The sequence below is a fragment of the Kocuria salina genome (assembly GCF_013368965.1).
GTDB lineage: Bacteria > Actinomycetota > Actinomycetes > Actinomycetales > Micrococcaceae > Kocuria > Kocuria rosea.
In genome coordinates this window covers 210907-231905 of sequence record NZ_SSSF01000006.1, presented here as the reverse complement: position 1 = coordinate 231905, position 20999 = coordinate 210907, and the positions used below count along the sequence as shown (strand labels likewise).

The window sequence follows — 20999 nt, the reverse complement described above, 5'->3', positions numbered from 1 at the left end:
CCGTCGGGGAGCGGGGCGTCAGGGGGCTGCCACGGACCGCCACCCCGCGGAGTCCACCTCGACGACGACGGGTGCCCGGCCGCGCACGCTCCGCCGCCGCAGCGCCGCCTCGATGTCACCCGCGGGGGCGGCGACCACGAAGGTCTCGCCGCGGAACAGGTCGGCGGAGTCCTCGACGAGCGAGACCAGCTCCTCGGCGCCGCGGGCCGTGAACCGCTCGGCCACGCGCAGGCGCGCGGTCCACGGCGGGGGAGGGACGGCGTCGTCGAGCAGGACGGCCGTGGCGGGGCACTGCAGGTCGGTCATGGGCCCAGTCTTCCCCTCGGGCTGCGGCGGGGGAAGGCGGGAGCCGCAGAGCACGGCCACCGGTCCCGGCCGACCGCTCAGTCCAGGGACTTGGGCCGCCACGGCAGCTGCTGGTCGCAGCCGGGGGTGAGCCAGGCCTTCACGAAGCCGCCGGACTGGTAGACGAACTCCCGCAGGTGACCCCGCGGCACGGCCGGGTAGTCGAAGGAGAGCACGTCCAGCTCCCCGGCGTAGCAGCGTTCCAGCAGCAGGCGGGAGCGGGCGACGTGCTGACGGTAGGTGAGGGCGCTGACGTGCTCCCACCCTCGCTGCTCGCTGAGTGCGCGCAGCTCCATGGCCTCGCCCTGGGTGGTCGAGGGGTCGGGGCGGAAGCAGATCACCTCGTAGTCCTGCTCGCCGCCCCCCGCGCAGGTCTGCGCGGCCCGCGTGTAGTACACCCGGCCCGAGGCGTCGCCGAGGTCGCCGGTGCCGGGGTTCGCCACGACCAGCACGGGCGCCACTCCGGCGTCCATGAGCCGCAGCGCCTCGGCCATGCGGGTCCGGTCCGGCGGGCCCAGCACGAGCAGGGCGTCCGAGCGCGCCGGGACGTCGGTCCGGGGGTGCTGGAACGCCGTCCAGCCGGCGACCAGCCAGACCAGGAGCAGCGCGAGCACCGGGACGAGCACCCAGGTCGCCCGGGCAGAGCGGAGGACGGGGCGGCGGGTGGTGCGGGCACTGCGGGGCATCGGGGCCGCTCCTCGCCGGTCGTGGGGACGGAGTCCGGATCAGCCGACATTGTCGCACCCGCCGCTGGGCGCGGCCGCCGTGTGACGGGCCGAGGCCGCCCGGGCGGGCCGGTGCGGGCCTACGATGTAGCACGCCGGTGCGGTGCGCGCGGGCGTGCCGCGCGGACGTGCCGTGCGCACGGCAGGTCGAGGACCGAGGAGGACGGACCGCATGACGGTGGAGGACGAGACCGGGGTGCTGTGCCGGGTGCCCATGCGCTGGGGCGACATGGACCCGTACGGGCACGTGAACAACGTGGAGGTCGTGCGGCTGCTCGAGGAGTCGCGGATCGCGGCCCTGGGCGTGCCCGTGGGCACCGGCGACCAGGTGGAGCCCCCGCTGATCCCGTTCTTCTCCGCGCTGCCGGAGGGCACCCAGGCGCTGATCACCGAGAACCGGATCAGGTACCTCCGCCCCCTCGAGTACCGCAACACGCCGGTGGAGGTCCGGGTGTGGGTCGTCTCCGCCCGCGGCGGGGCGCTGACGCTGGGCTTCGAGATCACCGACGTGGTCTCGCGCCGGGCGTGCGTGCGGGCCGAGACCCAGCTCGCGTTCTTCGTGCCCGCCACGGGGACGGTGCTGCGCATCTCGGCGGAGCAGCAGGAGCTCCTCGCCCCGCACGCGGGCCCGCGCGTCTTCCGCTGACCCGCGCGCCCCGCGGCGGGGTGCTCAGGCCTCCGTGCGCGCCCGGTGGGCCGCCTGCGAGCGCCGGTACTGCGCCGCGAGCCGGACCGGGGCGTTGGGCGCGCCGAAGCCGGAGTACCCGTTGCGGCGCTCGACCACCTCGAAGAACACCGTGCCCAGGGTCTCCGTGTAGAAGTGCAGGAACTCGCCCTCGGCGTCCCGGTCGTAGAGCAGGTGCAGCTCCTGCAGGGAGGCCACGAACCCGGCGTCGAGGTCGAAGCGGGCGTCGAGGTCCTCGTAGTAGTTCTGCGGCACGGGCAGGAACCGCAGCCCGCGCCGGCGGGCCCGCCGGGCCGCGGCGAAGACGTCCGTGCAGGACAGCGCCACGTGCTCGGGGTAGGCCGCGCCCACGAAGGAGCCCTGCTCCGCGGCGGTCGGGGCCACGTTGAGCGGCATCCGCACCGCCCCGTTGGCCGAGCGCATCACCTGGCTGCGCACCAGCCCCGAGGGGCCGGGGACGTCCTGGGCGGCCTGCGCCTCCAGCGCCAGCACCGAGGTGTAGAACAGCACGGCCTCGTCGTAGTGCTGCCACGGCTGGGCCATGTTGACGTGGTCCACCCCGGTGACCAGGGCCCTCGTGTCGAGCTCGTCGTCCGCGCCGAACTCGCCCAGCCACCCCGGGACCCCGTCCGCCGTGCGCTCGCAGAAGAAGATCTCCGTGCCGTCCGGGGCGAACACGCCGCGCAGGACCTGCTCGTCGTCGCGCTGGGAGCGGGGCACGGGCAGGGCCTTGAGCCGGGCGGCCCGGTCGACGGCGGCGTCCGGGTCGGCGACGTCGAAGCCGAGCGCGGCGACCTCGGTGGGGGAGCCGTCCGGGACCGCGTCGTTGACGACGACCCGCACCGGTCCCTGCACCCACACCTGCACGTTCTCCTTGGACTGGTGGTGCCCGCCCAGGGCGAAGCCGAGCTGGTGCAGGAGCCGGGTGGTCTCGCCGAGCCGCCCGGTGCGGATCTCCACGAAGTCGTGGCCGGCCGGCTCCTCGACCGCGGGCAGCGGCTGGAGCTCGAGCGTGTCCCGGGTCCGCTCCCCGGCCAGGGCCCGCCGGGTCTGGTCCTCGAGCCAGCGCAGGGAGCGCAGCCCGTCCACCGCCGTGCGGTTGACGTCGGCCTGGCGGAAGGCGTCGTTGAAGATCTCCAGGGACACGGGGCCGTCGTAGCCGGCGCGGACCAGGTGGGACATGAAGCCGACCATGTCGAAGTCGCCCTCCCCGGGGAACACCCGGTGGTGGCGGGACCAGGACAGGACGTCCAGGTGCAGGAGCGGGGCGTCGGCCAGCTGCACGAAGAAGATCTTCTCCGCCGCGATGTCCTCGATCGGGGCCGGGTCCCAGGCGCGGGAGAGGATGTGGAAGCTGTCGAGGCAGGTCCCCACGCTCGGGTGGTCGGCGAGGTCCACGATCCGCTGGGCGCGCTCGAAGTCGTTGACGAACCTCCCCCAGGCCAGCGCCTCGTAGGCCAGGCGCACGCCGTGGCGCGCGGCGAGCTCGCCGAGCCGGCGCAGCTGGTCGGCCATGACCTCGTCGTCGTCGATCTCGGCGGTGGCCACGTTGGAGCACACGAGCAGGGTGGTGATGCCCAGCCGGTCCATCAGCCGGAACTTGGCCTCGGCGCGCCGCAGGTTCGCGGCCAGCCGCTCGGGGCCCACGGCCTCGAAGTCCCGGAAGGGCTGGTAGAGATCCAGGCTCAGGCCCAGCTGCGCGGCGAGCTCCCGGATCTGCTCGGGGGAGGAGGGGGAGACGACCAGGTCCTGCTCGAAGACCTCGATGCCGTCGAACCCGGCGGCCGCGGCGGCGTGCATCTTCTCCTCGAGGGTGCCCGAGAGGCAGACCGTGGCGATCGAGGTGCGCATCAGCGTGCCGCCCCGGCGGCGGCCGGCTCCGCGGCGCCCTCGTTCTCGGCGCCCCGGCCCCGGGCCTCGAGGGCGCGCAGCTCGGCGGCCTCGGTGCGCGAGGTGTGCAGCGCGTCGATCTCGTCGAGGGACTTCCGCGCCGTCTCCTTCGCGGTGAGCGCGGCGCCGCCGGAGATCAGGCACGCGACCGTGACGAACACGGCCACGCCCAGCCAGTTGTCGCCGGCGGGACCGGCCACGGCGGAGGCGAGGACGGGCGCGAAGCCGCCCGAGACGGCGAAGCCGATCTGGGTGCCCAGGGCCAGGCCGGTGACCCGGACCCGCAGCGGCAGCATCTCGGCGTAGAACGAGGGCCAGATGCTGTTGGCCATCGAGTAGAAGCACCCGGACATGACGGCGCCGAGCACGAAGATGAGCGGCCAGTTCCCGGCGTGGACCGCCGAGAGGTAGGGGTACATCAGCACGGCGGGGCCGAGGACCCCCGTGAGGAAGACGGGCTTGCGGCCGATGCGGTCGGCGAGCACGGCCACGACCGGGATCACGAACAGGGCGACGGCGTTGGCCAGCACGGAGACCCACAGCATGGTGGAGCGCTCGAGGCCGACCACGGAGGTGGCGAAGGAGAGCGACCACACCGTGAACACCACGTTGACGGTGTTGATCATGGCGGCAGCGGCGATCCGGACCACGGCGGCCCGGTGGTGCCGCAGGAGCACGCGCAGCGGGGACTCCGGCTGCTCGGCGGGGGTCTCGGCGCGGGCCTCCCGGAAGGCCGGGGGCTCCTCCAGGTGGCGGCGGATCAGGTAGGCCACCACCACGACGACGGCGGAGAGCCAGAACGGCACGCGCCAGCCCCAGCTGAACAGCGCCTCCTCCGGCAGGAGGGTGAACGGGATGAACACGGCGGTGGCGAGCAGGGTCCCGAACTGGGTGCCCTGCAGGGTCCAGCTGGTGGTGTACGCGCGGCGGTCCTCGTCGGAGTGCTCGAGCGACATGGAGATGGCGCTGGCCTGCTCGCCCGCGGCGGACAGCCCCTGGACCACGCGGCACAGCACGAGCAGCACCGGGGCCAGCATCCCCACCTGGTCGTAGGTCGGGAGGCAGCCGACGGCGAAGGTCGCCCCGCCGATCATGAACAGGGTCAGCATGAGCACGAACTTGCGGCCGAACCGGTCGGCCAGCGGACCCATGACCAGGGCTCCCAGCGGGCGGACGACGTACGCCACGCCCACGGTGCCCATGGCGAAGAGGATGGCCACGCCGGGGGACGTCTCGGCGGGGAAGAAGAGGTGGTTGAGCACCAGGGCGGCGGCGGTGCCGTAGACCGCGAAGTCGTAGTACTCGAGGGCGCTGCCGATCCAGCTGGCCAGCGCGGCCTTGCGGGGCGTCCGGCCGGAGGGCGGCGGGGCCGTGGTCCCGGCGGTCGTCGCTGCTGAGCTCATGGAGGTCCTTCGGGTCGGTCCACAACGCGATCTGGTTCTCATATTGTGGAAGTCACTGCTACTGTGTGATCATGATCTCTGTGAGCTGGTCCACATGTCAACCGCAGGACGGACGGAGCGCTGCTGTGCGAACGTCGATCAGAACCGCCCTCCCCGGCGCCAGGGGCCCCCGGTGACGGCCCCGGAGCCGGCGGGGGCCGCCCGCCAGGACATGGTGGGCAAGGCCCTCCGGCTGCTCGAGCTGCTGGGGGAGCACCCGGACGGGCTGACCGCGGCCGAGGCCACCAAGATCTGCGGCTACCCCTTCAGCACCACCTACCGGCTGCTCAACGCGCTCGTCCGGGACGGCTTCGCCGAGCTGCAGGAGGACAGGCGCTACGTCCTGGGGCTGAAGATCTTCCACGCCGCCCACAGCGTGGCCCAGCGCCTCGGGATCACGGGGACGGTCGTGCCCGTGCTCCGGCGGATGGTCGAGCGCACGGGGGAGTCCTGCCTCTTCGCCGTCCTGGACGGCGACCGCTTCCACACCCTCGCCAAGGAGGACGGGCCGGACTTCCGGGTCACCTCCGACCCCGGCTACCGCGGCGCGCTGCACTCCTCGGCCCTCGGGCTGTGCCTGCTCGCGTTCGCCCCGGAGGACGTGCGCGAGCACCTGCTCGGCACCATCGAGCTCGAGGCCCGCACCCCGGCCACGCTCACGGACCGGGACGAGCTGCGCCGGCGGGTCGAGCGGATCCGGCGGGAGGGCTGGGCCACCCAGGACCAGGAGCACGACGTGGGGATGGTCGCCGTCGCGGTGCCCGTCCTGCGGCCGGGCGGGGGCTGCATCGGCTCGCTCGCGCTGTCCGCGCCGGTGTTCCGGCACCGGCTGGAGGACCTCGTGGACATGGTGCCCGCCCTCCGGGAGGCGGCCGGCGAGCTGGGTGCGCGGCTCACGGGCTGAGCGGCCGGGGCGGGCTCAGGGGACGGACTGGCCCCGCGCCGCCGTGAGCAGCGCGTACCAGTCCTCGTGGCCGAGCCGGGACGCGAGCTCCTCCGCCGCGGCGCACGCGGCGATCCGCTCCGGGTCGGTGGTCCCCAGCACCGGGCGGATCCCGCCGGGGTGCTTCATGAGCCACGCGAGGACCACCGCCTCGCCGGGGACGCCGTGCGCCGAGGCGATCCGGTGGACCGTCTCGGCGGTGGCCGCGGCGTGCTGGTCCTCGGGCGGGATCGGCGCACCGGTGTACAGGCCGCGGGCCAGGGCGCCCCACGCCTGCACCTCGATGCCGTCGGCCGCACAGTACTCCAGGAGCCCCTCCGGGAAGGAGTGCTCCGCGCCCTCGGGGTGGTTGGCCAGGATCTGCTGCTCCACGAAGCTCCGGTGCCGCAGGCTCAGCTCGAGCTGCACCGCGGTGACGGGCGTGCTGAGCACCTGCTGGTAGCGGGACACCTGGCGGGTCGACATGTTGGACAGGCCCACGGAGCGGATCAGCCCCTCCTTGCGCAGCTCGTCCAGGGTCCCCGCGACCTCCCGGGGATCGGCCAGGGGGTCCGGCCGGTGCAGCATGAAGCGCTCCACGGAGTCCACGCGGAGCCGGCGGAGGGACCCCTCGAGGCCGCGCCGGATCGTGTCCCGGTCCAGCCGGTAGTGGGTCGGCGCGCCGGGTGCCGCGGTGTTGCCCGGCAGGCGCACCCCGCACTTGGTCTGGAGGCGCACCCTCCGGCGCAGCTCCGGGTCCTCCGCGAGGAGCTCGCCGAAGACCTCCTCGGACTTGCCGTGGGCGTAGATGTCGGCGTGGTCGAAGTCGGTGATGCCGGCGTCCAGCGCCGCGTGCACCGCGGCCCGGGCACGGTCCACGGTCCCTGCGCTCGGCGGGGCGTCGTCCCACGACCCCCCGATGGTCATGCAGCCGTAGATCAGGCGCGAGCTCATGAACGGTCCTCTCCGTCGGGCACCCCGGCGTCCCGGGCGGGGCTCTGCTGCTCCAGGCGCTGCTGCTCGGCGGACCAGCGCAGGCGGGCGGCCGCCGCGTAGGCGGCCCCGGACTCCTTCATCCGGCCCGCGCGCTCGTAGAGCCGGCCCAGGGCGGTGAAGCACTCCGCCTGGTCCGTGGCCGTGGCCTCGGTCTCCTGGTAGAAGTCCAGCGCCCGGTTGTAGGCCGTGATGGCCTGGGTGTGGCGCTCGCCCAGCTCGTACACCCGTCCCAGGTTGACGTGGCACTGCGCCTGGTCCTGCGCCTCGTGCGGGGCGTCGAGGTACTGGCCCAGGGCGTCGAGGAGGTGCTCCTCCGAGTCGTGGGCGCGGTCCAGCTCGAGCAGCAGGCTGCCCAGGATCAGGTGCGTGCGGGCCAGGTGCTTGCCGCTGCCGGGGATGCGGCAGAACAGCCCGAGGGCGTTCTCGTAGGCGGTGACGGCCCGGCCGGGGCGGTTCATCCCCAGGTAGAGATGGCCCAGGTTGTAGTGGCAGGCGGCCTGCTCCTGGAGGGAGTCACCCTCCTCCTCGAAGAGCACGATGGCCTGCTGGTAGGCGGTCTCGGCCTCGTCGAGCCGTCCGCGGTCCTCGGCGTCCAGGGCCCGGGTGAAGAACCCGTGCCCGTCCTGGGTGTAGCTCATGCGGAGTCCTTTCTCGGCCGGGTCCTGCGGGGGGGGGGGGGGGGGTCAGCGGGCTACGCGGGGTGCGGGTCCTGCGGGCGCGGGGCCCGGCGGCCCAGCGCGAACCACAGTCCCGCGCGGGCGACGGGGAACGCGAGGATCACGAGCAGCCACAGCAGGCGCAGCACGGGATCCAGGGCCGGGCTGCGCAGCAGGGAGACCGAGGCGGCCACCATCAGCACGACGACGACCGCTCCGGCCACCGTCGCACCGCTCTCCCACGCCCCCGTCCGCGCGGCCTCGGCGCCGCCGGCCGCGAGGGCGGTCCAGGTGCTCATGCATCGATCCTCGCACCGTGAGCCCGGGCGGACAAGGGCGGGCGACCCGGCGTGCCGGTCCCCGGTCCCCCGTAGAGTGGAATGCGCCACAGCTCAGCACGCTGATAAAATGTGGCTGTCGACTGCAACCCCGAGGAGAGTCCACGATGTCCACCTCCGACGACCGTCCGTACGACCAGGAGTCCGCCCACGAGGAGCCCACCGCCGGGCGCGCCGGCGGGCGGGACGCGGACGACACCGGGGTGGAGCGCCACGCGCCCAGCTCGGCGACCGAGCTCTGGGACCACAACGCCTACGGGCGGGAGGACGGCGACATCGGCGGCTCCGCGACCTCGGGTGCCACCGACACGCGCGACCCGCGCGGCGGGGCTCCCGCCTACAACATCGACGCCGGGGACGACGACGCCGTCCGTCACGGCGACGACTCAGGCCGCGACGACGGCTCGCCCGTGCGCGGGACCGGCGAGTCGCTGACCGGGGCGGACGCCACGGCCGGCCACGACCGCGAGAGCGTGGGCGACGATCGGCCTGACGACCGGCGCGACCACGGCCGGCGCGACGAGCCGTCCGGCGCCGGCGGAGGGGCCTTCGACCAGGAGGCGACCGGCCGGGACGCCACCGGCCGGGACGTCACCGGCCCGGACACCGCCGACCTGGACACCGTGGACCGGGACACCACGACCCGGGCCGGGGCGGAGCGCGGTGCCGGCCGCCACGCCGCCGGGGACGCGACCGGTGACCTCGGGGGCGGTGGTCGCCCCGGCGAGACCCCCTCCGTGGTCCGGCACGAGGAGCGGCTGCAGGTCGGGACCGAGCGCGTCGAGTCCGGGCGGGCCCGGCTGCGCAAGTACGTGGTGGAGGAGCCGGTGCGCGCGGAGCAGACCCTGGCGTCCGAGGACGTCGAGGAGGTCCGCACCCCCGTCACCGAGGAGGAGCGCGAGGCGTTCCTCGCCGGCCGGGAGCTGCCGGTGGGGGAGGACGAGGTCATCCTCTACCGGGAGGTGCCCGTGGTGCAGACGGTGCGCGTGCCCTACGAGCGGGTGCGCCTGGTGGTGCGCCGCACGGAGCGCACGGAGGTGGTCGAGGAGACCGTGCGCCAGGAGCGGGTCGACGTCGAGGAGGACTGAGCCCCTCCGTCCCGGACCCCCTCGGCCACGGCGCCGAGGGGGTCCGTTCCGCTCCGTCCGGGGAGTCCGCCCGGGGCGCGGTCGGCTGTTCACCCAGCGCGGAGGCGGGTCCGGTGACTTGTGCCCTGCCTCACGGGAGTGCACTAATGGTAAGTGAGCTGGTCGTTCCCGTCCGTCCGGACCGGGACCGGCCGGTGTCGACCGCACTTCGACGACCGGGAGGTCCATCATGCGCAAGAGGCTGAACAGGAAGAGGCAGAGGACCGAGGGGCAGGCGCCCATGGCTCCCGGCGTCCCCGGCAGCGAGACCGCCCCGCTCGCGGAGCCCACCACGCCCCGCCCGCCGCTGCCGCCCAAGCCGGACCAGGGCACGCCGGAGCCGGTGAGCCCCACGGGCCAGGACACCGGGATCGACCCGACCCTCAACGCCCAGGGCGGCGAGCACCTGACCACCGCCCACGGCTCCCGGCGCGCCGACACCGACCACTCCCTGAAGGCGGGCCGGCGCGGTCCCGTGCTCCTGCAGGACCACCACTTCCGGGAGAAGATCAGCCACTTCGACCACGAGCGCATCCCGGAGCGCGTGGTGCACGCCCGCGGCGCCGGCGCCCACGGCGTGTTCCGCTCCTACGGCACCGCGAGCAGGATCTCCTCCGCCGCCGTGTTCGGCAAGGACGTCGAGACCCCGGTCTTCGTGCGCTTCTCCACCGTCCTCGGCTCGCGCGGGTCCGCCGACCTCGCCCGGGACACCCGCGGCTTCGCCACGAAGTTCTACACCTCCGAGGGCACCTGGGACCTCGTGGGCAACAACATCCCCGTGTTCTTCATCCAGGACGCCATCAAGTTCCCGGACGTCATCCACGCGGGCAAGCCCCACCCGGACCGGGAGATCCCGCAGGCGCAGTCCGCCCACGACACCTTCTGGGACTTCGTCTCCCTGCACACCGAGGCGCAGCACCACACGATCTGGAACATGTCGGACCGCGGCATCCCCCGGTCCTACCGCACCATGGAGGGCTTCGGCGTCCACACGTTCCGGCTCGTCGACGACGCCGGCCGCAGCGTGCTCGTGAAGTTCCACTGGAAGCCGAAGCTCGGCGTGCACTCGGTGCTGTGGGAGGAGGCGCAGATCGCGATGGGCATGGACCCGGACGTGCACCGCCGGGACCTCGCGGACGCCATCGAGGCAGGCGCCCACCCCGAGTGGGAGCTCGGGGTGCAGGTCTTCGAGGACAACGAGGAGCAGGTCTTCGAGGGCATCGACCTGCTCGACCCCACGAAGATCGTCCCGGAGGAGCTCGCGCCCGTGGAGCCGGTCGGGCTGATGACGCTCAACCGCAACCCGTCCAACTACTTCGCCGAGACCGAGCAGGTCGCCTTCAACCCGAACAACCTGGTCCGCGGCATCGACGTCACCAACGACCCCCTGCTGCAGGGCCGGCTGTTCTCCTACCTGGACACCCAGCTCAGCCGGCTGGGCGGGCCCAACTGGACCCAGCTGCCGATCAACCGCCCGCACGCCCCGGTCAACGACATGCTCCGGGACGGGATGCACCAGACGGCCGTGCACAGCGGGGTGGCGCCCTACCACCCGAACTCGCTGGACGGGAACAACCCCTTCCCCGCCGACGAGCCGGCCCGCCCCTTCATCGACCACCCGGCCCCGGTCGCGGAGTCGGTCAAGGAGCGCGGGAACCCCGTGACCTTCGAGGACCACTACACCCAGACCCGCCTGTTCTGGCTGTCGATGAGCGACGTCGAGAAGGAGCACATCGCGCAGGCGTACACCTTCGAGCTCGGCAAGTGCTGGGAGCAGGCGGTCAAGGAGCGCCAGCTGCAGGCCCTGGCCAACATCGACGAGAAGCTGTGCGCCGTGGTCGCCCAGGGCCTGGGCCTTCCGGCGCCGAAGCCGACCGTCAAGCACGGGAGGATCAAGCCCAGCCCCGCCCTGTCCCAGGTCGGCGGGCAGTGGCCCCTCGACGGCCGGCAGGTCGGGATCGTGGTGGGCCCCGACCCCGACGAGAACGACCTCCTGGCCGTGGTCTCCGCGATCGACGACGCCGGGATGGTGCCGCTGGTCATCGCCCCGCACGGCGGGCCGGTCGGGCGCGGCGGGAAGGTCGTGGCCCACCGGACCTACCTCACGGCGCGCTCCGTCGAGTTCGACTCGGTGCTGGTGGCCGGCGCCGTCCCGCCGGCCCCGGACGCCCGGCAGGGCCTCGACGCGAAGGCCGGAGCCGTCGCCCCCGGCGGCGTGGACCCGCGCGTGCACCTGCTGCTCGGCGAGGTGTTCCGCCAGGCCAAGGCCATCGGCACCTGGGGCGCCAAGGGCCAGGTGCTCGCCGCGGCCGGCCTGCCCGAGGGCGCGCCCGGGGTGGTCTCCGGCAAGGACGCCGCCGCCGTGGTCGAGCAGGTGGTCACGCTCATGAAGAGCCACCGCGCCTGGGAGCGGTTCCCGGTCTCCGGCCGCCTCTGACGGCCGTCCTGCCGCTGACCCGCCACGTCGGCCCGGGCACCCCGCGGATCCGCGGGGTGCCCGGGCCGACGTGGTGGTCCCGGCGGTGGCGGCGGGCGGGCCGGGGCGGGTCAGAAGCGGCCCAGCTCCTCCCGCAGCGCCGAGCCGAGGTCGGGGTAGCGGAACCGGTAGCCGCGGTCGATGGCCCGGTCCGCCGAGACCCGCTGGTCCGCGAGCGCCATCAGCTCGGCGCCCTCGGAGCCGAGCACGAGCTTCGGCCCGAACCCCGGGGTGGGCAGCAGGGCCGGCCGGCCGAGGACCTTGCCGAGGGTCCGGGCGTAGTCGCGGCCCGTCACCGGCATCGGGGCCACGGCGTTGACGGGCCCGTGCAGGCCGGGGGAGAGCACCGCGTGGGCGAACAGACCCACCGTGTCGTCCAGCGAGATCCAGCTCAGCCACTGGTCCCCGGAGCCGAGCCGTCCCCCCAGCCCCGCGAGGAACAGGGGCAGCTGGGCCTTGAGGGCGCCGCCGGCGGGGCTCTGCACCACCCCGGTGCGCACCGTGACCACGCGGGTGCCGATGGCCTCGGCCTCCTGGGCGGCACGCTCCCACGCCGTGCAGACCTCGGCGAGGAAGTCGTCGCCCGGCGGGGACTTCTCCGTGACGCTCTCCCCGTGCGTGTCCGCCCCGTAGTATCCGATCGCGGAGCCGTTGACCAGCGCGGCGGGGGCCTCGTCGCCGAGCGCGACGAAGGCGCGGACGAGCAGCCGGGTGCCGAGCACCCGCGAGTCGTGGATCTGCTCCTTCGCGGCGTCCGTGAGCCGCCCCCCGATGCTGCGCCCGGCGAGGTTCACCACGACGTCCACCCCCCGCAGCGCGGCGGGGTCCAGCTCCCCGGCCGCCGGGTCCCACGAGATCTCGAGGGGGGTGCGCGCCTCGCGGCGCACGAAGCGCAGGACCGTGTGGCCTCCGGTGCTCAGCAGCGCGGCCAGCTGCACGCCGATGGTGCCCGAGGCCCCCGTGACGGCGACGGTCAGGGGCCGGCCGGGATAGCGGCTGTGGAGCTCGAGGTCGGCGGCCAGCCGCCGGGCGCGGGCCTCGAACTGGCGGCCCAGCGCCGGGCTCATCAGCCGGTCCCCGAACGCCCTGCTGCCCGGCAGCGCCGCGTACTCCACGGTGTCCGTGACCACGGTCCCGCCGTGCCCGTCGTCGTCGAACCGGTGGTGGTGCTCCCACGAGGCGAGCGGGCCCTTCACCATCCGGTCCCGGAACTCCCGGCCGGGGACGAAGCCGTGGTGCTCCGCGGTCCAGGGCACCGAGGCCAGCCCGTAGGAGCCCGGCACGGCCACCCGCAGCCGGGACCGCGTCCCGTCCTGCAGCGGGGGCGAGGACTCCTCCACCACGGAGCCCGTCCACGCGGGCGTGAGCCGGGTGAGCGCCCCCGGGCGGGCGTGCCAGGCGAAGACGTCCTCGACGGAGTGGGGCACGCGGGAGCTGAACGTGAAGGTGGTCATGCGTGCCACTCAACCCGCATTGCCCCGGTTCGTCCAGGACCTCGGGCCGCGGGCCGTCCGTGTCCTGGCCCGGAGGGCCGGCGGCGGCCGGGTGCGGTGCGGTGCCCGGGCCCCCGCGGACCGGGATTCCCGCCGTCCCGCTTGCCCCCCCGGCGGGCCGTCGCCCAGAGTGGGGGACGTGAACACCCCCGGACGCATCGTGCTCATCCGCCACGGCCAGACCGACTGGAACCTCGAGGAGAGGCTCCAGGGCGCCACGGACGTCCCGCTCAACGACGCCGGGCGGGAGCAGGCCCGGGTCGTCGCCCGCCACCTGCACGCCGAGGCCCTCGGCTGGGACGTCCTGGTCTCCTCGCCGCTCGGCCGGGCCGTGGAGACCGCCCGGATCATCGGCGAGGCCCTGGGCCTCGAGCTCGCGGCGACCTACGACGAGCTCGTGGAGCGCAGCTTCGGCCCGCTCGAGGGCTCGCGCCTGGCGGGTCTCGAGGGCGCCGCGCGGGAGCAGGTGCTCTCCGCCGGGGAGCCGCCGGAGGCGGTCGTCCGCCGCGGTCTGGCGGCGCTGCGCCGGATCCGCGCCGACCACCCCGGGCGCCGCGTGCTGGTGGTGGCGCACGGCTCGCTCATCCGCCTGACGGTCTCCGAGCTCAACGGGGAGGCCCATCCCCGGGTCGGCAACTGCGAGGTGGTCCCCGTGCGGACGGAGGCCCTCGGCGCCGCGCGCCTGCGAGATGACGCGTCGGAGTCCACCGCACCCTGACAGTCCCGGCTTCGTTCAATAAGCTGGGACCACCAGGGACGGTCCCACGAGGTGCCGTCCACCCCCTGGGGCGGCGAGGGCGGCGCACGGACCGTGCCCCCTGCCGTCCACGGCGACGAAGGCGTGATGCGGCTGTGGCCTCTGACCAGTACACGATCCCCGACGAGGACCGGACCGAGGCGCTGCAGGTGATCCCGCGGGCCCCCGAGTGGTCCGGGGACCGGGCGTGGATCAACGAGTACTACCGCCACGTGCCCCAGGAGGACCTGCTCGCGCGCACCGAGGACCAGCTGCGCGAGCGGGCCGACCACCACCACGAGGTGGGCCGGGTCCGCGCGCCCCGGGAGATCGCCGTGGGCGTGCGCCAGGAGGACTCGACCTCCGTGGTCTTCGTGGTCACCGAGGACGTCCCCTACCTCGTGAGCACCGTGTCCGCGGAGATCGCCGCGAAGTGGGGCGGTGCCCGCCTGCTCATCCACCCCGTGCTCGTCGCCGCCCGGGACGCAGGGACGCACGAGCTGCGCGAGCTCCAGCAGGTCCCGGACTTCTCGGCCACCTCCAGCGGCGACACCACCGCGCTGCCCAGCCTGGCCGGGTTCCGCTCGGACGGGGGCACCACGCACGTGGTGGAGTCCTGGATCTCCGTGGAGCTCTCCCGGCAGATCTCGGACGAGACCGCCCAGGAGCTGGTGCACCGGCTCACGAGCCTGCTCGAGGACGTCCAGCGGGTCGACGACGACCAGGTGGAGCTCAAGGAGCGCGTCGGACGGCTCGCGGACGAGCTCGACCGGCTGCGGCGGCTGGACCTGCCCGAGGGCGGGCACCCGCCGCTGGTCGGACCGTCCCAGGAGTTCCTGCGCTGGCTGGTCCGGGGCAACTTCATCCTCATGGGCTTCAAGGAGTACGACCTCGAGGACTCCGGCGACGGCCTCTCCCTGGTCAGCCGTCCCGGGACCGGTCTGGGCCTGCTCGTGGAGCACGACCGCAAGCCGCACCGGCAGGTCCTGACCGGGCTGGGCCGGGAGCACGCCCGCGAGGCCGGCACGCTGTTCATCACGAAGGCCAACCGCCGCTCCTCGATCCACCGCCGGGAGTACCTGGACTACATCGGCGTCGCGAAGTACGACGACGAGGGCCGGATCGTGGGCGAGTACCTCGTGCTGGGGCTGTTCACCCGCCGCGCCTACAACACGCCGGCCCGCGAGACGCCGCTGATCAAGGACAAGATGGCCGAGGTCGCCGAGCGGTTCGGCTTCCTCGAGGACTCGCACTCGGCCCGGGACCTCATGGGCAACATCGAGGACTACCCGCGCGACGAGCTGTTCCACATGACCGCGGACGAGCTCTACGACATCATGCGCGGCGTCATGGGCCTGGACGAGCGGCGGCAGACCCGGCTGTTCCTGCGCCAGGACCACTTCGGGCGGTTCATGTCCGCGGTCGTCTTCCTGCCCCGCGACCGGTACAACACGTCGGTGCGCGGGCGGATCGAGGCCGAGCTCAAGCGCACCTTCGACGCCGAGTCCATCGACTTCGACGCCCGGCTCACCTCCTCGACCCTCGCCCGCCTGTTCTTCCGCATCCGGCTGCCCTACACCGGTCAGGTGCAGTCCTTCGACCGCTCGGGCCTGGAGGCGCGGCTGCGGGCCGCGGTGCGGTCCTGGTCCGAGGCGCTGGTGCGCGCGATCCACCGGGACTTCTCGGAGGAGCTCGCGCGGACGCACGCCGAGAACTGGGCGGAGGCGTTCCCGGACGCCTATCGGGCCGACTACGAGATCGAGGAGGCGGTCGAGGACCTCCAGCGCTGCGAGGAGCTGTGGGGACGGGACCCGGACCTGCCCGCGGAGGTGCGCGTCGTCGACGACCCCGGGGGCGTGCGGCTGAACATCTACCTCACCCGCTCCCTGTCCCTGACCGAGCTGCTGCCGATGCTGCAGAACCTCGGACTGACGGTCCTGGACCAGAAGCCGTACGAGGTCACCCCCGCCGACGGCCGCCACTTCCAGCTCTACGACTTCGGGGTGCGGCTGCCGGAGGGCGTGCACGCGACCGGCCCGGAGGACGCCAAGACCGAGGACCTCATCGAGGACACCCTGTGCGCGGTGCTGTCCGGGCGGTCCGAGTCCGACTCCCTGAACCGGCTGGTCCTGACGGAGCGCATGACGTGGCGGACCGTGGCCGTGCTGCGCTCCTACGTCCGGTACCTCCTGCAGCTGGGGCACCCCAACTCCTTCGACTACATCGCGGACACGCTCCTGGGCTTCCCGCGGGTCACCCGGGCGCTGGTCGAGTTCTTCGACGCGAGCTTCAACCCGGCGCTCGACGACGCCGTGCGCGGCTCCCAGCGCGACGCCGCGCAGGGGCGGCTCACCGAGGCCCTGGACGAGGTCCCCACCCTGGACGCCGACAAGCTGCTGCGGGCGCTGGCCGAGTGCATGGCCGCCACGCTGCGCACCAACGTGTACCGGCACCGCCCCACCATGGCGTTCAAGCTGGACCCCCGGCGGATCAGCACGGCCCCGCTGCCGCACCCCATGTTCGAGGTCTGGGTGTGGTCCCCGCGGGTCGAGGGCACGCACCTGCGCTTCGGGCCCGTGGCCCGCGGCGGCCTGCGCTGGTCGGACCGCCGGGAGGACTTCCGCACCGAGGTCCTGGGCCTGGTGAAGGCGCAGATGGTGAAGAACTCGGTGATCGTCCCCAACGGGGCGAAGGGCGGGTTCTACCCCAAGCAGCTGCCCGAGCCGGCCGCGGACCGGGACGCCTGGGTGGCGGAGGGCCGGGAGGCGTACAAGCTGTTCATCGCCTCCCTGCTGGACATCACCGACAACCTCGTCCGCGACGCGTCCGGCCAGGACGTCGTCGTGCACCCCGAGAACGTGGTGCGCCGCGACGGCCAGGACTCCTACCTGGTGGTGGCCGCGGACAAGGGGACGGCGTCCTTCTCGGACACCGCCAACGCGATCTCCGCGGAGTACGGGTTCTGGCTCGGGGACGCCTTCGCCTCGGGCGGCTCGGTGGGCTACGACCACAAGGCCATGGGCATCACGGCCCGGGGGGCGTGGGAGTCGGTGAAGCGGCACTTCTTCGCGCTGGGCGTCGACACCCAGGCGGAGGACTTCACCGTGGTGGGCGTGGGGGACATGTCCGGCGACGTATTCGGCAACGGCATGCTGCTGTCCGAGCACATCCGGCTGCTGGCCGCGTTCGACCACCGCGACATCTTCCTCGACCCCGACCCGGACCCGGCCGTCTCCTACGCCGAGCGCGAGCGGCTGTTCGGCCGCCCGCGCTCCTCGTGGCAGGACTACGACCCGGAGAAGATCTCGGCCGGCGGCGGCGTGTACTCGCGCACCGCGAAGTCCGTGCCGATCTCCCCGCAGGTCCGCGAGGCCCTCGACCTCGACGACGGCGTCGAGGAGCTCTCCCCGATCGAGCTGATGCGGGCGATCCTGACGGCGCCCGCCGACCTCCTGTACAACGGCGGGATCGGCACGTACGTGAAGTCGGCGCAGGAGACCTCCACGGACGTGGGGGACAAGGCCAACGACCCGATCCGCGTCGACGGCGGGGACCTCCGGGCCAAGGTCGTCGGCGAGGGCGGCAACCTGGGCTGCACCCAGCTCGGCCGCGTGGAGGCCGCGCTGAACGGGGTGCTGATCAACACGGATGCGATCGACAACTCCGGCGGCGTGGAGTCCTCCGACCGCGAGGTCAACATCAAGATCCTCGTGGACCGCATGGTCGTGGCGGGCGAGCTCTCCGCGGCGGAGCGCGCCGGCTTCATCGAGGCCATGACCGACGAGGTCGCCGGGCTGGTGCTCGAGACGAACGTGGCGCAGAACGTGCTGCTCACCACGGAGCGCTCGCGCGTGCGGGCCCTCAACGAGGCCTACATCCGGTTCCTGCACTGGCTCGAGGACGAGGCCGACCTCGACCGGGGCATCGAGTTCCTGCCCTCCGACGAGCAGCTGCGCGAGCGGGTCCGCACCGGCCACGGGCTCACGTCCCCGGAGCTGTCCGTGCTGGCGGCCTACGCCAAGATCCAGCTCTCGGAGGCGCTGGTCGAGGGCGGTCTCGCCGAGGACCCGTGGTTCGGGGAGGTCCTGGAGGCCTACTTCCCGGAGCAGATCACCCAGCGTTTCGGCGAGCTCGTCGGCACCCACCCCCTGCGCGCCGAGATCATCTGCACGATGGTGGCCAACCAGATGGTCAACTACGGCGGCATCCCGTTCGTCTACCGCGTGATGGAGGAGACCGGGTGCGGGCCCGTGGAGGTGGCCCGGGCCTTCGTGGCGGCCGTGCAGATCTACGAGATCGACCGCTACGCCCACCAGCACCGGGAGCTGCCCGCGGAGGTGCCCACCGAGGTGTGGGACCGGATGTTCCTGGACATGCGGCGCCTGCTGGACCGCGTGGTGCGCTGGCTCATCAACCGGGAGGAGACGGCCAACCCGGTGGCCGAGGTCATCGACCGCTACAAGCCCACCGTGGACATCCGGTTCCTCGAGGACCGGCTGCTCGGGGAGGACTCCCGGCAGCGGGTCGACTCGCGGGCGGAGGCCGCCGCGCGGCAGGGCGTCCCCGGGGCGCTGGCCACGGAGTGGTCGCAGCTGCTGGACGCGTTCGCGCTGCTCGACGTCGCCCGGCTCGCCCACGCCTCCGGCGAGGCGATCGCCGAGGACGGCGGCCTCGACGAGGAGCAGATCAAGACCATCGCCAAGGTCTACTTCCGGCTCTACGACCGCTACCGCATCGAGAGCCTGCTCAACCGCATCACCGGCCTGCCGCAGACCACCCGCTGGGAGAACCTCGCGCGGATGTCCATGCGGGAGGACGTGTACGCGACCCTGGTGGCCCTCGCCGACCAGGCGCTCGAGGCCCCCGGCCGGGACGCGCGGGAGAAGGTGGAGTCCTGGGAGTCCAGCAACGAGTCCCGCCTGGGCCGGCTGCGCGAGGTGCTGGGGGAGATCGAGGCCGAGGACACGGGCGAGGCCTCCGCGGAGCTCGCGTCCCTGTCCGTGGCGCTGCGGACCATGCGCAGCGCCCTGGTCGGCTAGGACGGCCCGTGCAGGGGACGGCCGCGGTCGTCGGCTCGGGGCCCAACGGGCTCGCCGCGGCCGTGGTGCTGGCCCGCGCGGGCCTCGACGTCACGGTCCACGAGGCGGCGGGCTCGGCCGGCGGCGCGGCCCGCTCCGCGGCCGTGCTCGGCCCCGGCACGGTGGTGGACCTCGGCTCCGCCGTCCACCCCTTCGGCGTGGCCAGCCCGCTGTTCGCGCAGCTGGGCCTGCACCGGCACGGCCTGGAGTGGCTGCACCCGCCGGTCGTGGCCGCGCACCCGCTCGACGACGGCCCGCCGGGCCTGCTGCACCGCTCGCTCGAGCGCACGGCGGCGGGGCTGGGCGCGGACGGCCGGGCGTGGTCCCTGCTGCACCGCGGCGTGGTGGAGCGCTGGGAGGAGACGGTCGAGTCGGTGCTGGGCCCGCTCGTGCGCGTGCCCGAGCACCCGCGGGCACTGGCGTCATTCGGTCTGCGCGCGCCGTGGCCCGCCGCGGCCACGGCGCGGGCGCTGTTCCGCACCGAGCAGGCCCGGGGGCTCTTCGCCGGGTCCGCCGCCCATGCGGTGCTGCCCCCGCGGCACGCGCTGACCTCCGCCTTCGGGACGCTGTTCGGCGCCGCCGCCCACGCCACGGGGTGGCCGGTGGCCCACGGCGGCACCCAGGCCGTCGTCGACGCCCTGGTGGCCGATCTCGAGGAGCACGGCGGGCGGGTGCTCGTCCACTCCCCGGTGACGGACCTCGCCCAGGTGCGGCCGGCCGACGTCGTCCTGCTGGACCTCACGCCCCGGCAGGTGCTGGGCCTGCGCGGGCTCGAGCTGCCGGACCGGTACCGGCGGGCGCTCGCCCGGTGGCGCTACGGCACGGCCTCCTACAAGGTGGACCTGCTGCTGGACGGCCCCGTGCCGTGGCGGGACCCGCGCGTGGCGGAGGCCGGGACCGTGCACGTGGGCGGGACGCTCGCCGAGATCGGCGCCGCGGAGCAGCAGGCGCGGGCGGGCCGGCTGCCGGAGCGCCCGTTCGTGCTCGTGGCCCAGCAGGGGGCCGCCGACCCGTCCCGGGCCCCCGCGGGTCGGCAGGTGCTGTGGGCCTACGCCCACGTCCCCCACGGGTGCGACGACCCCCGGGCGGGGGAGCGGGTGCTCCGGCAGCTCGAGCGCTTCGCCCCCGGGGTGCGCGACCGGATCCGCGAGCGCGTGGACACCTCCCCGGCGGGGCTGGAGGCGTGGAACGCGAACCTCGTGGGCGGGGACATCGGCGGCGGCTCCCTGGACGGGCTGCAGCAGCTGTTCCGGCCGGCCGTGCAGGCCGACCCCTACGCCACCGGCGTGCCGGGGGTCTGGCTGTGCTCGTCGTCGACGCCCCCGGGCGGCGGGGTGCACGGCATGGCCGGGTACCACGCCGCCCGCAGGGCGCTGCGGGGCCTCGCGAGGAGCCGGCGGCCCGCCGGCTGACGAGCGCTCAGGCGCCGACCCCGGCGTACGTCGTGGCCGCGAGCTCGCGGATCTGCGCCACGTAGCCGCGGGTCTCCGCGAACGGGGGGATCCCGCCGTGCCGCAGGACCGCCGTGGGCCCGGCGTTGTAGGCGGCCAGCACGAGGTCGATCTCCTCCCGGGCCGAGGCGGGCGCCAGTCCCCGCACCATGCGCCGCAGGTCCTTGAGGTAGAGGCCCTGGGCCCGGATGGCGGCCCGCGGGTCGAACGGGTCGCCCCGGCCGTAGCGCTTCCACGTGTCCGGCATGAACTGGGCGAGGCCCTGCGCCCCGGCGGGGCTGACGGCCCGGGGGTCCCAGCGGCTCTCGACGTCCAGCTGGGCGGCGACGATCTCGGGCGGGAGCCCCGAGAGCTCGGCGGCGGCCAGGACGTCATCGCCCCACGGCTCCGGGACGGGCGCGGTGCGGATCGGCTCCTCGCCGAGGGACGCCCCGCAGCACCCGGGGGCGTTGGCGTGGAAGAGCCCGCCGGTGCCGATCAGGAGCAGCACCACGGAGGCCAGCAGGAACCACCGGGAACCGCGCGGGGCGAGTTCCTCGGTGCCGGGGCGCGCGGGGTCCAGGACGGTGGTGGCCATTTGTTCCAGGCTAGGGCGGCCCGCCCGCCCCGGTCTGCGGCCTCTTGGGGGGACAGCCTCCA

16 protein-coding genes are annotated in these 20999 nt (G+C 74.1%); 7 read left to right on the top strand and 9 right to left on the bottom strand.

Features of this window, described 5'->3' with window-relative positions:
- Positions 1-18: 18 nt before the first annotated feature.
- Together E7Z53_RS13440 and E7Z53_RS13435 are read right to left on the bottom strand one after the other, a co-directional pair.
- Entirely contained in the window at positions 19-306 is a 288-nt protein-coding gene (locus tag E7Z53_RS13440) for a hypothetical protein (RefSeq protein WP_035925795.1), read from the bottom strand.
- 77 nt (positions 307-383) lie between these two features.
- Positions 384-1031, bottom strand: a complete 648-nt coding sequence (locus tag E7Z53_RS13435) for an S-adenosyl-L-methionine-binding protein (RefSeq protein WP_109268592.1) — start codon at positions 1029-1031, stop codon at positions 384-386.
- 211 nt (positions 1032-1242) lie between these two features.
- Between E7Z53_RS13435 and E7Z53_RS13430 the strand changes: the two genes are divergently transcribed.
- Positions 1243-1716, top strand: coding sequence for an acyl-CoA thioesterase (locus tag E7Z53_RS13430; RefSeq protein WP_017834068.1), 474 nt, complete (start codon positions 1243-1245; stop codon positions 1714-1716).
- A gap of 24 nt (positions 1717-1740) precedes the next feature.
- On the opposite strand, the gene E7Z53_RS13425 is transcribed toward E7Z53_RS13430, so the two are convergent.
- Complete coding sequence (locus E7Z53_RS13425) at positions 1741-3606, bottom strand: bifunctional sugar phosphate isomerase/epimerase/4-hydroxyphenylpyruvate dioxygenase family protein (RefSeq protein ID WP_176337960.1); 1866 nt, start codon at positions 3604-3606, stop codon at positions 1741-1743.
- A complete protein-coding gene (locus tag E7Z53_RS13420; RefSeq protein WP_176337959.1) occupies positions 3606-5048 on the bottom strand; it encodes an MFS transporter in 1443 nt (480 codons plus the stop codon). Before E7Z53_RS13420 ends, E7Z53_RS13425 begins: the two co-directional genes overlap by 1 nt.
- Before the next feature lie 172 nt (positions 5049-5220).
- Between E7Z53_RS13420 and E7Z53_RS13415 the strand changes: the two genes are divergently transcribed.
- Positions 5221-5991 carry an IclR family transcriptional regulator gene (locus E7Z53_RS13415; protein ID WP_126349817.1) on the top strand — a complete coding sequence of 257 codons (771 nt, stop codon included), beginning with the start codon at positions 5221-5223 and terminating at the stop codon, positions 5989-5991.
- A gap of 15 nt (positions 5992-6006) precedes the next feature.
- Here E7Z53_RS13415 and E7Z53_RS13410 read toward each other — a convergent pair whose 3' ends face one another.
- From E7Z53_RS13410 to E7Z53_RS13400, 3 genes are read right to left on the bottom strand one after another with little or no spacing between them, the layout of a single operon-like run.
- Positions 6007-6963, bottom strand: coding sequence for an aldo/keto reductase (locus tag E7Z53_RS13410; RefSeq protein ID WP_109222268.1), 957 nt, complete (start codon positions 6961-6963; stop codon positions 6007-6009).
- Positions 6960-7643, bottom strand: coding sequence for a tetratricopeptide repeat protein (locus E7Z53_RS13405; RefSeq protein WP_176337958.1), 684 nt, complete (start codon positions 7641-7643; stop codon positions 6960-6962). Before E7Z53_RS13405 ends, E7Z53_RS13410 begins: the two co-directional genes overlap by 4 nt.
- A 53-nt stretch (positions 7644-7696) precedes the next feature.
- Entirely contained in the window at positions 7697-7960 is a 264-nt protein-coding gene (locus E7Z53_RS13400) for a PLDc N-terminal domain-containing protein (protein WP_176337957.1), read from the bottom strand.
- 146 nt (positions 7961-8106) lie between these two features.
- Between E7Z53_RS13400 and E7Z53_RS20015 the strand changes: the two genes are divergently transcribed.
- A complete protein-coding gene (locus E7Z53_RS20015) occupies positions 8107-9087 on the top strand; it encodes a YsnF/AvaK domain-containing protein (RefSeq protein ID WP_217905756.1) in 981 nt (326 codons plus the stop codon).
- 280 nt (positions 9088-9367) lie between these two features.
- The gene (locus E7Z53_RS13390) at positions 9368-11563 is read left to right on the top strand and encodes a catalase (RefSeq protein WP_095651302.1); all 2196 of its coding nucleotides are present in this window, start codon (positions 9368-9370) and stop codon (positions 11561-11563) included.
- Between the two features lie 110 nt (positions 11564-11673).
- Here the strand turns inward: E7Z53_RS13390 and E7Z53_RS13385 are convergent, their stop codons facing one another.
- Complete coding sequence (locus E7Z53_RS13385; RefSeq protein WP_176337956.1) at positions 11674-13056, bottom strand: TIGR01777 family oxidoreductase; 1383 nt, start codon at positions 13054-13056, stop codon at positions 11674-11676.
- A 178-nt stretch (positions 13057-13234) separates the two neighbouring features.
- Between E7Z53_RS13385 and E7Z53_RS13380 the strand changes: the two genes are divergently transcribed.
- From E7Z53_RS13380 to E7Z53_RS13370, 3 genes are all read left to right on the top strand, one after another.
- Positions 13235-13813, top strand: a complete 579-nt coding sequence (locus E7Z53_RS13380) for a histidine phosphatase family protein (RefSeq protein ID WP_017834387.1) — start codon at positions 13235-13237, stop codon at positions 13811-13813.
- A gap of 134 nt (positions 13814-13947) precedes the next feature.
- The gene (locus E7Z53_RS13375) at positions 13948-18870 is read left to right on the top strand and encodes an NAD-glutamate dehydrogenase (RefSeq protein ID WP_176337954.1); all 4923 of its coding nucleotides are present in this window, start codon (positions 13948-13950) and stop codon (positions 18868-18870) included.
- Positions 18871-18878: 8 nt separating this feature from the next.
- Positions 18879-20321: a phytoene desaturase family protein gene (locus E7Z53_RS13370; protein WP_109222265.1), complete on the top strand. Its 1443-nt coding sequence runs from the start codon at positions 18879-18881 to the stop codon at positions 20319-20321.
- A gap of 7 nt (positions 20322-20328) precedes the next feature.
- Here E7Z53_RS13370 and E7Z53_RS13365 read toward each other — a convergent pair whose 3' ends face one another.
- Positions 20329-20937, bottom strand: coding sequence for a lytic transglycosylase domain-containing protein (locus E7Z53_RS13365; protein ID WP_035925826.1), 609 nt, complete (start codon positions 20935-20937; stop codon positions 20329-20331).
- Positions 20938-20999: the final 62 nt, after the last annotated feature.

Excerpts from the sequence above, each read along its gene's own strand:
- E7Z53_RS13440 (WP_035925795.1), bottom strand. The coding sequence starts at position 306 with ATGACCGACCTGCAGTGCCCCGCCACGGCCGTCCTGCTCGACGACGCC.
- E7Z53_RS13435 (WP_109268592.1), bottom strand. The coding sequence starts at position 1,031 with ATGCCCCGCAGTGCCCGCACCACCCGCCGCCCCGTCCTCCGCTCTGCC.
- E7Z53_RS13430 (WP_017834068.1), top strand. The coding sequence starts at position 1,243 with ATGACGGTGGAGGACGAGACCGGGGTGCTGTGCCGGGTGCCCATGCGC.
- E7Z53_RS13425 (WP_176337960.1), bottom strand. The coding sequence starts at position 3,606 with ATGCGCACCTCGATCGCCACGGTCTGCCTCTCGGGCACCCTCGAGGAG.
- E7Z53_RS13420 (WP_176337959.1), bottom strand. The coding sequence starts at position 5,048 with ATGAGCTCAGCAGCGACGACCGCCGGGACCACGGCCCCGCCGCCCTCC.
- E7Z53_RS13410 (WP_109222268.1), bottom strand. The coding sequence starts at position 6,963 with ATGAGCTCGCGCCTGATCTACGGCTGCATGACCATCGGGGGGTCGTGG.
- E7Z53_RS13405 (WP_176337958.1), bottom strand. The coding sequence starts at position 7,643 with ATGAGCTACACCCAGGACGGGCACGGGTTCTTCACCCGGGCCCTGGAC.
- E7Z53_RS13400 (WP_176337957.1), bottom strand. The coding sequence starts at position 7,960 with ATGAGCACCTGGACCGCCCTCGCGGCCGGCGGCGCCGAGGCCGCGCGG.
- E7Z53_RS20015 (WP_217905756.1), top strand. The coding sequence starts at position 8,107 with ATGTCCACCTCCGACGACCGTCCGTACGACCAGGAGTCCGCCCACGAG.
- E7Z53_RS13390 (WP_095651302.1), top strand. The coding sequence starts at position 9,368 with ATGGCTCCCGGCGTCCCCGGCAGCGAGACCGCCCCGCTCGCGGAGCCC.
- E7Z53_RS13385 (WP_176337956.1), bottom strand. The coding sequence starts at position 13,056 with ATGACCACCTTCACGTTCAGCTCCCGCGTGCCCCACTCCGTCGAGGAC.
- E7Z53_RS13365 (WP_035925826.1), bottom strand. The coding sequence starts at position 20,937 with ATGGCCACCACCGTCCTGGACCCCGCGCGCCCCGGCACCGAGGAACTC.